General features: G+C 59.0%; 13 protein-coding genes. 6 read left to right on the top strand and 7 right to left on the bottom strand.

What is annotated here, in order from left to right; translation table 11 throughout:
* The first annotated feature begins 55 nt into the window (after nucleotides 1-55).
* Both EQV96_RS01315 and EQV96_RS01310 read left to right on the top strand, forming a co-directional pair.
* A complete protein-coding gene (locus EQV96_RS01315; protein WP_095038791.1) occupies nucleotides 56-1,357 on the top strand; it encodes an FAD-binding oxidoreductase in 1,302 nt (433 codons plus the stop codon).
* Between the two features lie 50 nt (nucleotides 1,358-1,407).
* Nucleotides 1,408-2,496: a polyamine ABC transporter substrate-binding protein gene (locus EQV96_RS01310; protein ID WP_095038790.1), complete on the top strand. Its 1,089-nt coding sequence runs from the start codon at nucleotides 1,408-1,410 to the stop codon at nucleotides 2,494-2,496.
* 3 nt (nucleotides 2,497-2,499) lie between these two features.
* Here the strand turns inward: EQV96_RS01310 and EQV96_RS01305 are convergent, their stop codons facing one another.
* Together EQV96_RS01305 and EQV96_RS01300 are read right to left on the bottom strand one after the other, a co-directional pair.
* A complete protein-coding gene (locus EQV96_RS01305; protein WP_240881095.1) occupies nucleotides 2,500-2,697 on the bottom strand; it encodes a PLD nuclease N-terminal domain-containing protein in 198 nt (65 codons plus the stop codon).
* An 83-nt stretch (nucleotides 2,698-2,780) separates the two neighbouring features.
* The gene (locus EQV96_RS01300; protein ID WP_165446491.1) at nucleotides 2,781-3,695 is read right to left on the bottom strand and encodes a tyrosine-type recombinase/integrase; all 915 of its coding nucleotides are present in this window, start codon (nucleotides 3,693-3,695) and stop codon (nucleotides 2,781-2,783) included.
* Between the two features lie 323 nt (nucleotides 3,696-4,018).
* Between EQV96_RS01300 and EQV96_RS01295 the strand changes: the two genes are divergently transcribed.
* Nucleotides 4,019-4,495, top strand: a complete 477-nt coding sequence (locus EQV96_RS01295) for a hemerythrin domain-containing protein (protein WP_240881093.1) — start codon at nucleotides 4,019-4,021, stop codon at nucleotides 4,493-4,495.
* Nucleotides 4,496-4,516: 21 nt separating this feature from the next.
* On the opposite strand, the gene EQV96_RS01290 is transcribed toward EQV96_RS01295, so the two are convergent.
* Nucleotides 4,517-5,155, bottom strand: a complete 639-nt coding sequence (locus EQV96_RS01290; RefSeq protein WP_095000204.1) for a LysE family translocator — start codon at nucleotides 5,153-5,155, stop codon at nucleotides 4,517-4,519.
* Nucleotides 5,156-5,284: 129 nt separating this feature from the next.
* On the opposite strand from EQV96_RS01290, the gene EQV96_RS01285 reads away from it, so the two are divergent.
* Nucleotides 5,285-6,688, top strand: coding sequence for a PLP-dependent aminotransferase family protein (locus tag EQV96_RS01285; RefSeq protein WP_095019911.1), 1,404 nt, complete (start codon nucleotides 5,285-5,287; stop codon nucleotides 6,686-6,688).
* On the opposite strand, the gene EQV96_RS01280 is transcribed toward EQV96_RS01285, so the two are convergent.
* A complete protein-coding gene (locus tag EQV96_RS01280) occupies nucleotides 6,675-7,310 on the bottom strand; it encodes a response regulator transcription factor (RefSeq protein ID WP_095000202.1) in 636 nt (211 codons plus the stop codon). The two genes, EQV96_RS01285 and EQV96_RS01280, sit on opposite strands and share 14 nt — an antisense overlap.
* Before the next feature lie 2 nt (nucleotides 7,311-7,312).
* Nucleotides 7,313-9,118 (bottom strand): PAS domain S-box protein, encoded by a 1,806-nt coding sequence (locus tag EQV96_RS01275; protein ID WP_240881091.1) that lies wholly within the window; start codon nucleotides 9,116-9,118, stop codon nucleotides 7,313-7,315.
* A 180-nt stretch (nucleotides 9,119-9,298) separates the two neighbouring features.
* Between EQV96_RS01275 and EQV96_RS01270 the strand changes: the two genes are divergently transcribed.
* Nucleotides 9,299-10,921: an acyl-CoA synthetase gene (locus EQV96_RS01270; protein ID WP_095000200.1), complete on the top strand. Its 1,623-nt coding sequence runs from the start codon at nucleotides 9,299-9,301 to the stop codon at nucleotides 10,919-10,921.
* Between the two features lie 139 nt (nucleotides 10,922-11,060).
* Complete coding sequence (locus EQV96_RS01265; protein WP_240881089.1) at nucleotides 11,061-12,833, top strand: acyl-CoA dehydrogenase C-terminal domain-containing protein; 1,773 nt, start codon at nucleotides 11,061-11,063, stop codon at nucleotides 12,831-12,833.
* 66 nt (nucleotides 12,834-12,899) lie between these two features.
* Here the strand turns inward: EQV96_RS01265 and EQV96_RS01260 are convergent, their stop codons facing one another.
* Together EQV96_RS01260 and EQV96_RS01255 are read right to left on the bottom strand one after the other, a co-directional pair.
* The gene (locus tag EQV96_RS01260) at nucleotides 12,900-13,196 is read right to left on the bottom strand and encodes a putative quinol monooxygenase (protein WP_095038784.1); all 297 of its coding nucleotides are present in this window, start codon (nucleotides 13,194-13,196) and stop codon (nucleotides 12,900-12,902) included.
* A 26-nt stretch (nucleotides 13,197-13,222) separates the two neighbouring features.
* Nucleotides 13,223-13,459: a DUF465 domain-containing protein gene (locus EQV96_RS01255; RefSeq protein ID WP_095000197.1), complete on the bottom strand. Its 237-nt coding sequence runs from the start codon at nucleotides 13,457-13,459 to the stop codon at nucleotides 13,223-13,225.
* Between the last annotated feature and the right edge of the window lie 23 nt (nucleotides 13,460-13,482).

The raw sequence follows: 13,482 nt of genomic DNA, 5'->3' as shown, positions 1-13,482 counted from the left end.
TTAGCGCATGTATTCAAAGGCCGGGCAGCCCCCTGACCGGCAAATGAGGTGAAACGTGAAGAATGAATGTGGCTGGATTGCCCTGGCAGGAAGCTCCCCCCTCCGTGATCACCTCAAAGGCGTCGAGAAAGCCGACTGGTTGATTATCGGTGCGGGCATTACCGGCCTCAGTGCGGCCCATTCCCTGGCGCAATTGCACCCGCAAGCTCGCATCCTGATTGTCGACAGGCAACGTGCAGCCCAAGGGGCATCGGCACGCAACTCCGGTTACGCGGTGGCCCATGAAAACCCGGCTGATGACGAGCTGATCGGCAAGAGCGGATTTGCCGGCTATGCCGTGGACTCGACAATCGGCCAGGCGGCCGGTGATGAAGTGCGCATGCGCATTGCGCGCCACGGCATCGACTGCGAGTACCGGGATTCGGGTTACTACTTCGCCGTCAACGACCCGGGCAAATTGACCCAGGTTGAGGCCAAGCTCAAGACCCTGCATGCAGTCGGCGCATCTGCACACTTTCTGGAAGGCGCGCAACTGGCGCAGACACTCGGCACCCGCCATTACCAGGCGGCCATCTGGTGCGGCAATGGCAATGCGTTGTTGCAGCCGGCGAAATACGTCAAGGGTCTGCTGGATGCCTTGCCGGCCAATGTCAGCCTTTTTGAAAACACCGACATCATCGGGCTTGAACGCCTGAGTGGCGGACGCATTCGGGCCAAGGGTATCCAGGGCAGCATTGAAGCCGCACAGGTACTGGTATGCCTGAATGCCTTTATCCCCCGCGCCGGGATCGACAACAGCGCAACCTTCCCGATGGAGCTCAGCGCCAGCCTCACCCGCCCCCTGACCGACAAGGAGTATCAGGCCATCGGCAGTGTCGAGCCCTGGGGCGTGCTGTCGACGAGGCCGCTGGGCGCCACGGTGCGACTGACTCCGGATCGGCGGGTAATGATCCGCAATACCGCGGAATACCGTACGCGCGATTTGTCCGGCAGTGACTTGTCACTGCGTCGAAAACACCATGCACTGGGCCTGCAACGTCGCTTCCCCGGGCTCGGTGAGCAAGACATCCGCTACACCTGGACCGGCCATCTGAGCGCTACCCGCAGTGGCCAGCCGTACTTTGCCAAGGTCGAGGAAGGCATCTATGCCGTGGCGGGCTGCAATGGCTCCGGGGTTGCCCGCGGCACGCTGTGGGGCCGTCTGCTCGCAGAGCTGGCCTGTGGCGCCAGCTCGCCCCTGCTGCAGTCGGTCATGGACAGAGCGCAGCCGGGCTGGTTGCCGCCACGGCCATTTTTTGACGTCGGTGCAGCGCTGCGCATGCGCATGGAAGCCCTCAGAGCCAAAACAGAAATCTGAACACCCTCACACCACAAAAGAATAAAAGCTCCTTGAAAAGGTGATTGAACATGAACATCAGCCCGGTTTCCCTTGCGGTCATGCTCGCCGCGTTTTCGGCCGTCAGCCACGCCGACGAGAGCGTGAATATTTCCAACTGGAACGGCTATATTGCCGACGACACCCTGACCACCTTCACCAAGGAAACAGGGATCAAGGCGACCTACGATATTCACGACAGCAACGAAGTGCTAGAATCCAAGTTGATGACCGGTAATACCGGCTATGACGTGGTCAGCCCTTCGAACCACTTTATGTCCCGCCTGATCAAGGCCGGTGCCATCCAGAAACTGGACAGGAGCCAGTTGCCAAACTGGAAGAACCTGGATCCGGTGTTAATGAACAAACTGGAAGCCAACGATCCCGGCAATCAGTACGGCTACCCCTACATGTGGGGCACGGCGGGGATCGGCTACAACGTCGAGAAGATCAAGGCGATTTTTGGTACCACGGATGTCACCCGCTCCTGGAGCCTGTTTTTCGATGAAAACAACATCAAAAAACTGAGCCAGTGCGGTGTGGCGATTATCGACAATCCGACGCAAGTGTTGCCGATCACTCTCAACTACCTGGGCTTGCCGCACCATAGTCATGAGCCTGAGGACTACAAGAAAGCCGAAGCGGCGCTGCTGAAAATACGACCTTATGTTCAGTATTTTCATGCATCCAAATACATCAGTGATCTGGCCAACGGCAATATCTGTGCGGTGATCGGCTTCAACGGTGATGTGGTACAGGCTGCGGCAAGTGCGCGGGAAGCCGGGAACGGGATCGACATTGCGTATTCGATCCCAAAGGAAGGTTCGACGTTATGGCTGGACATGGTGGTCATACCCAAGAGCGCGCCCCATGAAAAAAATGCCTACACCTACATGAACTACCTGCTGACCCCGCAAGTGATTGCCACTATCAGCAACCATATCCACTACGCCAACCCCAACCAGGCGGCAGACCCGTACCTGGCGCCGGACGTGAAACAGGACCCGGCGATCTACCCGTCCAGTGAAGTGATCGACACCCTGTTCACCGTGGAAGACCTGCCGGCCAAAATCGCCCGTCTGAGCACCCGTTTGTGGACCAAGCTCAAGACCAATACATGATATTCAATGGTGTGTGCTCGGCTGCCTTGGCCCGGCAACCAGCCACGCCAGCGTGCCCAGCAACGGCGCGAAGATGATAATGGCAATCCACATCAGCCGGCTGCTTGACCGTGCCCCGCTTTTCATCACCCCGCGGATTGCCCAGAGCTCCAGCAGCACCAGAATAATTGCCAGTACCACCCATATGGTTTCGATTTGCATGCGCGACCTCCTGTGGTTGTTAAACGTTAGGCGGGGAGATGGCGCGAGGGTTCATTAATTCTTAAAACCGCCAACCCTTGCGCTTACAACAGGAAGCGGTCGGTCACATTGCGCCGCTCGTTGTCATCGCGCACGTCATAGCTGACGGTGGTGGCAATGTTGGCGTGGTGCGCCAGCTTCTGTGCGATCGACACGTCGTACTCTTCAATCACCCGGGTAATGAACGAGCGACGAAAATCATGGGGCATGATGTCGACCCCTACCTGCCTGCCCCGCTGCTTGGCGATGTAATAGATCGCATGTTTGGTCAGGCGATCACGAGTGATGTGGTTGCCGCGGCGGATGCGATTGAACAAAAAGGTGTCATCACTGACCCCGTCCGGCAGGTTCGCCCGGCGGAATGCCAGCCACTCTTCCAGTTTTTCGAAAGCCCAGGCCGGTGCAAACTTGATCAGTTCCTTGTTGCCCTTGCCCAGCACCTGCAAGCTGCGCTGTTCTACATCGACCTGCCACAGGTCCATATTCACCGACTCGGACTTGCGCATCCCCGAGCCATACAGAATTGCGATGATCGCCGCGTCCCTGAGCCCTTGCGGACGGGGGTCTGCGGCACAGACGTCCATCAGCTCGCGAATCAGATTGCGCCGCAGGTTACGCCCCTTGACCAGCCGCGAACCGCCTCCCGCCTTGACTGCGCGTATCTTGAGCAAATGATCCTGAGTGATCAGGTTTTGTTGCCAGGCCTGATTCATCACGCCGCGAATGGCGTTGACATAGAGCGATGAGGTATTTGGCGCGTAACCGTCTTCACGCAACGCCGCCACCAGTGCGGTGATATGCCCCGGTTGCAGTTGATGCCAGGGGAATTCATCAATCGCCACGTCTTCAGCGCCCAGGCGGTCTGCCGCTTCCTGCAAGACATAACGCATGGTCTGGCGGCTGGACGGCGCCAGCCGCTGAAGATAAAGCGCCACAGGCGTTTGCACCGGGTTTAACACCAAGGAAGAAAGCGGCGGTAGCGGGGAGTCAATCGTAGACAAAACCAATCTCATTACAGGCAGAAACAGTTCGCAATATACCCCATGCGGCGGGGATTTCCGCGTTTAGCGCATTAACGCCAACCTACTCGCGAATTGCATGACCTGGGCGCGGCATACATGCATTCTGCACGAATAGAAACGTCAGCTTTAAAACTTAACTAATTGATTTTTATTAATTTTATATCGTCCGTTCAAGTTGGTACAGCTAATGCAATATTCACCCCTGAGGGTCGCATGCATAAAGGCCCATCCCTATCCGTGAAAGAGACAGGTGAGTGAATATGAATGCCATCGATTTGCTGTTGGAAGACCACAAACGAGTCAAGGCCATCTTGAGCCAGCTCAGCGACTCCACCGAGCGCGCCGTGAAAAAACGCACTGAACTGCTCAACAAACTGGAAATGGAAATTACTATCCACACCCGCCTTGAAGAGGAAATCCTCTACCCGGTCTTCAAGAAAGCCGGTGGTAAAGAGCAAGCCGTCATGTACCACGAAGCGAAGGAAGAACACCGCACTGTGGACTCCCTGGTATTGCCTGACCTTAAGAAAACTGCCCCCGATTCTCTGGAATTCTCCGGTCGTGCAAAGGTGGTCAAGGAACTCCTCGAGCACCATATCGAAGAAGAAGAAACCGAGATGTTTCACCAGGCCCGCAAGTTGCTCGGTAAAGCGGTGCTCGATGAGCTGGGAAAACAGATGGAAGCGATGAAAGCCGAATACAAAAAGTCCCTGAACAGCAAGCCCCTTGCGGCGTGATGGCACCAGCGCCCGGCAGGTTCAGCCCTGGGTAAAACCTCGCGCCAGCATCACTGCAACCCCTAGCAACATGCAGGCTGTAGCCCGTTGCAACAACACTTGTCGCGACGGGCTTTGCAGCACCCGGCGAATACGTTGACCGAAGTAACAATACAGGCAACCACTGGCAAACTGCAGCAGCAAAAAAGCCAGCCCCAGTACCGCCAGATCCAGCATTCGGGAATCACTGCCCTGCCCGGCGAACTGCGGGAATACGGCGCTGAACATGACGATGGTTTTCGGGTTGGAGAAACCGGTGAGCAGGCCCTTGCCAAAGCGCCCTGTAAAATCGTTGTGCAGTGTGTCGGGACTGTCCAGTTTCAACCCGGTGCTGGTCCACTGCCGGTACGCCAGGTACAGCAAGTACGTAACCCCCACATACTGGATCCCGCGACTGATTAACGGGTTGCCCTTGATCAGTTCGGCGAAGCCTACGGCAAATACAAGAATCGACACCAGATACGCTGCGCTGGCTCCCAGTTGTACCGGCATGGAACGCTTGAGCCCCTGCTGCATGCCGAACCCCATCAAGAGGAGGGTCATGGGCCCGGGGCTGAAGGTCATGGTGGCGCAAAACATCAGAAAATACAGAAATGAAGCGAGTGTCAGTTGCGTGGCCATGACGGTGGTTGAATCCAGAAATTACGGTCGCGCAGTCTAGGCAGGCCCTGCTGGCTATTGGCAGAGCAAGCACTGACAAACTTTACCGACCTTTACTGGTAGCATGACCGGTAAAGTACGAGGCCCTGCATGCACTTACCTACCGTTGCGTTTCAACCCGGCCTGTCCAAGGTCCAGCAGATTGTTGATGCCTTGAGCCAGGCCATTGATCAGGGTCTGCTCAACCCCGGCAGCAAACTGCCTTCGGCACGCGAGATGACTGCTCACTGGGGCGTCAGCAAATTCACCCTGATCGAAGCCCTGGATCGCTTGCGCGGGCAGGACAGAATCACATCCAGTCAGGGCCTGGGCTACTTTGTTGCGACGAAAACGCTGCAGAGCGGACGCGCCACTGCCCTTGACCTGCTGCCGCAAGACTTGCACAGCGTCTTGCGCCGCTCCCTGACCGGTGCCAGCGGTGCCCTGCGCCCCGGCAGCGGGCATTTACCGGAAAGCTGGCTGGAAGCCAGCGCCCTGCGTGGCAACATGCGCCAGCTCAGTCGCTCGCCAGCCCTGCGACTGACCGGTTATGGTGACCCGGCGGGCTATTTGCCGCTGCGTCAGGCCTTGCAGCAGAAACTGTTGAGCCAGGGGCTGAATGTGGGGGTCGAGCAGATCATCACCACGGCCAATACCGTGCTGGGGCTCGACATGCTGCTGCGCTTGCGCGTGCGCCCCGGCGATACCGTGCTGTTGGACATGCCCTGTTATTTCAATTTTCACGCCAACCTGGCCTTGCATGGCGTGCGCGTGATCACTGTGGAGCGCACTGCCCAAGGGCTGGACCTGCAAGCGCTGCAAACCCTGTTCAGCCAGCACCGGCCAACGCTTTACCTCACCACCGGGCTGCTGCATAACCCCACCGGGCACTCCTTCACACCCGGGCAGGCCTACGGACTGCTCGAGCTGGCCAAGCGTTATGAGTGCGCCATTATCGAAGATGATCTTTATGGCGACCTGCACCCAGAACCGCCCCCCCGACTGGTGGCGCTGGCAGGCGTGGAGCAAGTGACCTACCTGAGCGGTTTTTCGAAAACCCTCAGTGCCAACCTGCGGGTGAGCTTTGTCGTGGCCTCTGCGCAGATGGCCGCCGAGCTGACCCAGATGAAACTGATGTGCGGCGGGATTACTTCGGAAATGCTTGAGCAACTGGTGTGCTCGATGCTCAATGACGGCACTTATCACAAACACCGCAAGCGCGTGGTGCAAGGCCTGCAGGCCAGTGGTGCAAGGGTTTCGGGCTGGTTGCAGGGCCTGGGCTTCAGGTTGAGCGCGCCCTACGCCGGCGGCATGTTTATCTGGGCCACATTGCCTGCCGGGCTGGATGGCGAAACCCTCGCCCAGCAGGCGCTTGCCCGTGGCCTGGTGCTCGCGCCCGGGATCCTGTTCGGTTTTGATCCGCAACTGCGCCGCTGCATGCGCTTCAACGTCGCCCACACCGACACGCCTGCCGTCATGGCTGGCGTCGAGGCATTACTGGCTAACCCAACCTGAGCGGATCAACCAGCCCGGCAGCAATGGCCATGCCCACCAGATCGGGCAAATGCCGGGCCTGCATGCGCTTCATCACCCGGGAGCGATACAGGTCGATAGTCTTGGCACTCACCCCCAGCAGCGCGGCAATTTCACGGGTGGTGCAGCCCTTGACCAAAGGCATGAATACATCTTGCTCACGCGGTGTCAGGCTTTGCAGACGGGCCTCAAGTTCGGTCTGTTCCTGGCTGGCGCTTTGCTGCGCGGTATCGCCACTCAGGGCCTGCTGTACGCTGTCGAGCAACAACTGCTGGTTATAGGGCTTCTCGATAAAATCATGGGCACCGGCCTTGAAAGCCCGTACCACAATGGGCACATCGGCATGCCCGCTGACAAAGATCACCGGCATCCTGATCCCTCGTTCACGCAATGCCTGCTGAACATTCAGGCCGCCCATGGCCGGCATGCGGATATCCAGTACCACACAGGCACACAGGGTCGGGTCGCAAGCGTCAAGAAAGGCCTGCCCGCTTGTAAACGCCAGCGCATTGAGGCCCACGGACTCGAGCAACCAGACCGTCGAGTCGAGCATGCCCTGATCGTCATCCACCACATACACCACAGGCCGGGTTTGGGTTGTCATCGTTACTCTCTTGTCGTGTTGAGTGAAGCCATCAATGGCAGGCAGCAGCACATCAGCAAGCCGCTGGTTTGTGGTCGGGCATTGAGTTCACCGCCAAAGCCTTCGACGATGCTGCGGCTCATCGACAAACCCAGCCCGAGACCTTCTGCCTTGCTGGTGTAAAACGGTGTGAACAACTGCTCAAGCTCCCCGGCGCTTACCCCCGGCCCCTGATCCTGCACGCTGATTTGCAGGGTGGCGCCATCAAGGGTTTGAGCCTGCAGGATGATCCGCGAAAGCTGACCCGGTAGTTGCTCGTTGTTGGCATCTATGGCATTGCGCAACAGGTTGAGCAGCACCTGCTCCAGCAACACCCGGTCGGCGTATACCCATGGCAGGGACTCCGGCAACTGCAGCTCGATAGTGACATTTCGTTCCCCGGCCTCCCAGGCACACAGGCTGACGGCCTGGCGCGCCACCTCACTGATATCCAGCGCTTGCAGGTTACGCCGCCCCTTGCGCAAAAAACCGCGCAGGCGCTTGATCACTTGCGCGGCGTGATTGGCATGCAGGTTGATCCGCTCCAGTCCCTGGGCCACACGCTCGACTGCGGCAGGATTACTGTCCAGGCTTTGCAGGTAACGTTGGCTGGCATTGGCGTAATTGACCACTGCCGCCAGCGGTTGATTGATTTCGTGGGCAATCCCCGATGCCAGTTCGCCCAGTGTGACCAGGCGCGCGGTATGGGCCATTTCATCCTGATGATGGCGCTGCTGGGCTTCGCGCAGTTCACGCTCGCGCATATCCCGTGCCACCAGCGAGAAAAACCGCTCTCCGGCAGTCGAGCGATGAGCCAGCAGCAGTAACGACACCGGCACCGAAGGCTCGCCATTCAAGGGTAACAAAAGGGTCTCGTGACTCCACAAACCCTGCGCCTCTGCACTGTGCCAGCCGTTGCTCTCCAGGGTAGCCAAGACTTGCGCGGTCAAAAAATCAGCCAATGCGGGCATGCCTTCTGCGGGCAGCAGACCCAGCAGACGCCGTGCTGCCGGGTTGAGATACGACACCCCGCCAGCCGGGTCGATAAACAGCACCGGATCAGGGTTGGCTTCCACCACTTCAGCCAGACGCCGCTTGTTCTCTTCAGCCTGGACGCGGGCCGTGATATCCCGCGACACACTGACCACTTCGACGACCGCCCCGGTGTAGGTTTCACGAATTGCCCGGCTGGCTGTTTCAAACCAAAGGTAATGCCCTGCCTGATGGCGAATGCGGTAGGTCATGGTGTGATAGCCGTCGAGTTGCAGGGCATCACGGGCCTGACGCAGCGCCAGCTTCAGGTCGCGAGCATGAAACAGGCGCTGGGCCAGGGTCCCGCGCAGCGTTTCCGGCCAGTAGCCAAGCAGGGTCCAGGACGCCGGCGAGGCATCCAGAAAACGCCCGTCAGGCGTATGGCGCGAGATAAGGTCCGTGGTGTTTTCGGTAATCAGCCGGTACAGGCGTCGGGCTTTGGCCGCCTCTCGCCCGGCCAGCAGTTCTGTACTCGCTTCACGCCCGCGCGCCACAACGCATTGGCTGTCGGGATCGGGGATCAGGGTCCAGAGCCACACCTGCTGTGCACATTGCGCCTCTACCTGCTCGATAGCTCTGCTCTGCCTGAGGCAGGCGCGGACCAGCTCCGGCAGATTGCCCGGCAATAGAGCACTCGCATGACTCAACCCCTGGCCCGCCAGCAGGCGAATCAATGCGTCGTTGGCTGCAAGCGGCAAGCCATCTCTATCGAGCACTACAGAGGGTTGAGGGTCATGGGGCAGCAGCGCGGTCGGCATTTGGCATCCAGGGGTTGTACGGGTTTTTCTTTATATAGTACAACTACTATATTGCTTAGGTATTACTTCCATATCAAACCCGGAGTGAGCTATAAGTCAGACCGGACATAAAACTGACCCGCTCGCCATCGGCAGAGCAGGCAGCCATAGAGCTAACAATCAGCCACCGGAATGACCTTCATGTCGATTTTTGAGCACGGCCTTGAGCCGACTGCCGTAAACCATATTGCCCTGTCTCCGCTGAGTTTTATCGAACGTACAGCCAGCGTCTACCCCGATTACCCTGCCGTGATTCACGGCGCCATCCGCCGCACCTGGGCGCAGACCTACAGTCGTTGCCGCCGCCTGGCTTGTGCCCTGGCCGGGCGCGGGATTGGCCAGGGCGATACGGTAGCGGTAATGCTGCCCAATATCCCGGCGATGCTTGAAGCGCACTTTGCCGTGCCCATGATCGGCGCGGTGCTCAATGCCCTCAATGTTCGCCTCGATGCTGAAGCCATCGCCTTTATGCTCGCCCACGGCGAAGCCAAGGTGCTGATTGCCGATCGCGAGTTCCATGACGTAGTGCATGCGGCCGTGGCCATGCTCGATCACCCCCCGCTGATCATCGATGTGGATGACCCCGAATACGGTGAAGGCCAGCCGGTCAGCCAGTTGGACTATGAAGCGCTGCTGGCCGAAGGCGATCCCGAGTTTGATTGGCAATGGCCCGCAGATGAATGGCAGGCCATTGCCCTCAATTACACCTCCGGCACCACCGGCAACCCCAAGGGCGTGGTGTATCACCATCGCGGTGCTTACCTCAATTCCCTGGGCAACCAGATGGTCTGGGCCATCGGCAATCACCCGGTGTATTTGTGGACCTTGCCGATGTTCCACTGTAACGGCTGGTGCTACCCATGGATCATCACCGCGCTGGCTGGCGTGCATGTGTTCCTGCGCCGGGTTGACCCGCAAAAGATCCTCACGTTGATTCGCGAGCATCAGGTCACCCATCTGTGTGGTGCACCGATTGTGCTCAACGCCCTGGTCAATATGCCCGAGTCCGCCAAGGCTGCCATCGACCACCCGGTGCATGCGATGGTCGCAGGCGCTGCGCCACCGGCCAAGGTGATTGGTGCCGTGGAAGAAATGGGCATCAAGGTCACCCACGTCTATGGCCTGACCGAGGTGTATGGTCCGGTGACGATTTGTGCCTGGCATGAAAAGTGGGATGCGCAGCCTCTGGCCGAACGCGCACAGATCAAGTCCCGCCAGGGCGTGCGCTACCCGACGCTGGAAGGCGTGATGGTGGCCGACCCGAAAACCCTGGTACCGACGCCCCGTGACGGCGAGACCATGGGCGAGATTTTCATGCGCGGCAATACGGTAATGAAGGGCTATCTGAAGAACCCCAGCGCCACGGCCGAAGCCTTCGAAGGCGGCTGGTTCCACACCGGTGACCTTGCCGTGTGCCACCCGGACGGCTACGTCGAAATTCGCGACCGGCTCAAGGACATTATCATTTCCGGTGGCGAGAACATTTCCACCATCGAGGTCGAGGGTGTGCTCTACCGACACCCGGGCGTCATGGAGGCGGCCGTGGTGGCGCGGCCCTGTGAAAAGTGGGGTGAAACGCCTTGCGCCTTTATCACTCTCAAGGCCGATCATCAGCAGGTGCGCGAGGCCGAGATCATTGCCTTTTGCCGCGATCACCTGGCCGGGTTCAAAGTGCCCCGTACGGTGGTGTTCACCCTGCTGCCCAAGACCTCCACGGGCAAGATCCAGAAGTTCGTGCTGCGTGATATGGCCAAAGCACTGTAACTGCCCCCTATAGACCCACTGTGGGAGCGAGCTTGCTCGCGAAGGTGTCGCTTCGGTTACCCAGACAGGCCGCGGCGCCCAAATCGCGAGCAAGCCCGCTCCCACAGAATGCCTTCAGCTGCAAAAAACGAGGTTTTTCATGCCTGAATTCAACGCCCCCCTGCGCGATATGCGCTTTGTCCTGCACGAAGTCTTCGAAGCCCCCGCACTCTGGGCCAGGCTGCCAGCCCTGGCCGACCACGTCGACGCCGATACCGCCGACGCCATACTTGAGGAAGCCGCCAAGGTCACCGGCCAACTGATCGCCCCGCTCAACCGCAGTGGCGACGAAGAAGGCGCACACTGGCTGGCGGGCCAGGTCACCACACCTGAAGGCTTCAAGTCAGCCTACAACACCTACATCGAAGGCGGCTGGATAGGCCTGTCGGGCAATCCTGAATTTGGCGGCCTGGGCATGCCGAAAATGCTCGCCGTGCAATTTGAAGAAATGCTCTACGGCGCAAACTCCAGTTTTGCCCTTTATTCGGCGCTCACCAGCGGTGCTTGCCTTGCCATCGATGCCCACGCCAGCGAACCCCTCAAAAGCCGTTACCTGCCACCGATGTACGAAGGCCGCTGGGCCGGTTCCATGTGCCTGACCGAGGCCCATTCCGGCACCGATCTGGGGATTATCCGCACCCGCGCCGAACCGCAGTCTGACGGCAGTTTCAGCCTCAGCGGCAGCAAGATATTCATCACCGGCGGCGATCAGGACCTGACCGCAAACATCATCCATCTGGTGCTGGCCAAGCTGCCGGATGCGCCAGCGGGGCCCAGGGGCATTTCGTTGTTTCTGGTTCCCAAGGTGCTGGTAAATGACGATGGTTCACTCGGACAAGGCAATGCGGTGAGCTGCGGCTCCATCGAGCACAAGATGGGGATCAAGGCTTCGGCAACCTGCGTGATCAACTTTGACGGCGCACAGGGCTGGTTGATCGGTGAAGCCAATAAGGGCCTGGCCGCGATGTTTACCATGATGAACTACGAACGTCTGTCGATCGGCATCCAGGGCATTGGCTGCGCCGAGGCCTCCTACCAGAATGCCCGCAGCTATGCCCGCGAGCGCCTGCAAAGTCGTGCCCCGACCGGAGCCGTGGCACCGGAGAAGATTGCCGACCCGATTATCGTCCACCCCGATGTGCGACGCATGTTGCTGAGCATGAAGGCCATGACCGAAGGTGGACGGGCATTTGCCAGCTATGTGGGCCAGCAACTGGATCTGGCCAAGTTCTCTACCGAGCCGCAGGAGCATCAGCAAGCCACTGCGCTGGTAGCCTTGCTGACCCCAGTGGCCAAGGCCTTCTTTACCGATACCGGTTTCGACAGTTGCGTGCTGGGCCAGCAAGTCTTTGGTGGTCATGGCTATATCCGCGAATGGGGCCAGGAACAGCTGGTTCGCGATGTGCGCATTGCGCAGATTTATGAAGGCACCAACGGCATCCAGGCGCTGGATTTGCTGGGCCGAAAAGTGATCGCCAATGGCGGTGCAAGCCTGCGCCTGTTTACCGCACACATCCGTGACTTCGCGACCCGGCCCGGCAAGCCTTATGCCAGCGAACTGCTGGACGCAGTGCAGCGTCTTGAGGATGTCAGTGACTGGCTGCAGGCACGGGCCAGGGCCAACCCCAATGAAACAGGCGCCGCCTGCGTCGAATATCTGCACCTGTTCGGTTATGTGGCGTATGCCTGGCTATGGGCACGCATGGCCGATGTGGCGCAGCGCTCGCGGAGTACCGACCCCGGGTTTTATGACACCAAGCTGGCGACCGCACAGTTCTATTTCTCCCGCTTGTTGCCTCGCACACTGAGCCTGGAGCAAGGAATACGGGCTGGCAGCGAATCACTGCTCGAGATCGATGCCGCACATTTTTAAACGTCCGCCAATAAAAACGGCGGCCTGTTCAGGGCCGCCGCAGGCTGTTGCGCACTTGAACCGGGCCTAAACGCTCAGTTCGTCAAGCAACAACACTTCGCGATGCGCCAATAGATCGCCCACGGCATGGGCCATCGCCTGGTAGTGCGGGGTGGTTTTATGATGCTCGATCGCCTCCATGTCCGCCCAACCTTCAATAAAGACAAAACGCTCGGGGTCGGTACGATCCACGTGCAAGTCATAGAAACGGCAGCCCGGTTCGGCCCGTGAGCCTTCGACACAGGCGCGCAGTGCCTGCTCGACAGTTTTGCCATGACCAGGCTTGGCACGCAATGTGGCAACAATTTTGATGATTCGGGACATATCTACTTCCTGCAGCTTGCGGTGACTTAAGCGCTGAGGATCTGCGCGATTTTATCCTTGATCTGCAAGCGCTGCTCCTTGAGCGTGCGCAGTACATCATCAGGGACGCCTATGGCGTCGTTGGCTTCAGCTTCAACGACCTCGGCATCTTTTTCGCCGTACTGTACAAACAGCTGATTCAGATGCGGGTTTTCGCTGCGAAACTTGCTGACGGCCTCTTTAGTGAGCCCCAAGTCCTGTAACAAGTCGTGCTTGACTGGCATATCTGCACCTCATGGCTATTTCA

The sequence above is a fragment of the Pseudomonas sp. TMW22080 genome (assembly GCF_022496745.1).
Classification (GTDB): Bacteria; Pseudomonadota; Gammaproteobacteria; order Pseudomonadales; family Pseudomonadaceae; genus Aquipseudomonas; species Aquipseudomonas bubulae.
This window is presented reverse-complemented; position numbering and strand designations above follow the sequence as displayed.

What these genes read in the sequence shown, in the direction of transcription:
- EQV96_RS01310 (WP_095038790.1), top strand. Translation starts at nt 1,408, where the DNA reads ATGAACATCAGCCCGGTTTCCCTTGCGGTCATGCTCGCCGCGTTTTCG.
- EQV96_RS01305 (WP_240881095.1), bottom strand. Translation starts at nt 2,697, where the DNA reads ATGCAAATCGAAACCATATGGGTGGTACTGGCAATTATTCTGGTGCTG.
- EQV96_RS01295 (WP_240881093.1), top strand. Translation starts at nt 4,019, where the DNA reads ATGAATGCCATCGATTTGCTGTTGGAAGACCACAAACGAGTCAAGGCC.
- EQV96_RS01290 (WP_095000204.1), bottom strand. Translation starts at nt 5,155, where the DNA reads ATGGCCACGCAACTGACACTCGCTTCATTTCTGTATTTTCTGATGTTT.
- EQV96_RS01285 (WP_095019911.1), top strand. Translation starts at nt 5,285, where the DNA reads ATGCACTTACCTACCGTTGCGTTTCAACCCGGCCTGTCCAAGGTCCAG.
- EQV96_RS01280 (WP_095000202.1), bottom strand. Translation starts at nt 7,310, where the DNA reads ATGACAACCCAAACCCGGCCTGTGGTGTATGTGGTGGATGACGATCAG.
- EQV96_RS01275 (WP_240881091.1), bottom strand. Translation starts at nt 9,118, where the DNA reads ATGCCGACCGCGCTGCTGCCCCATGACCCTCAACCCTCTGTAGTGCTC.
- EQV96_RS01270 (WP_095000200.1), top strand. Translation starts at nt 9,299, where the DNA reads ATGTCGATTTTTGAGCACGGCCTTGAGCCGACTGCCGTAAACCATATT.
- EQV96_RS01265 (WP_240881089.1), top strand. Translation starts at nt 11,061, where the DNA reads ATGCCTGAATTCAACGCCCCCCTGCGCGATATGCGCTTTGTCCTGCAC.
- EQV96_RS01260 (WP_095038784.1), bottom strand. Translation starts at nt 13,196, where the DNA reads ATGTCCCGAATCATCAAAATTGTTGCCACATTGCGTGCCAAGCCTGGT.
- EQV96_RS01255 (WP_095000197.1), bottom strand. Translation starts at nt 13,459, where the DNA reads ATGCCAGTCAAGCACGACTTGTTACAGGACTTGGGGCTCACTAAAGAG.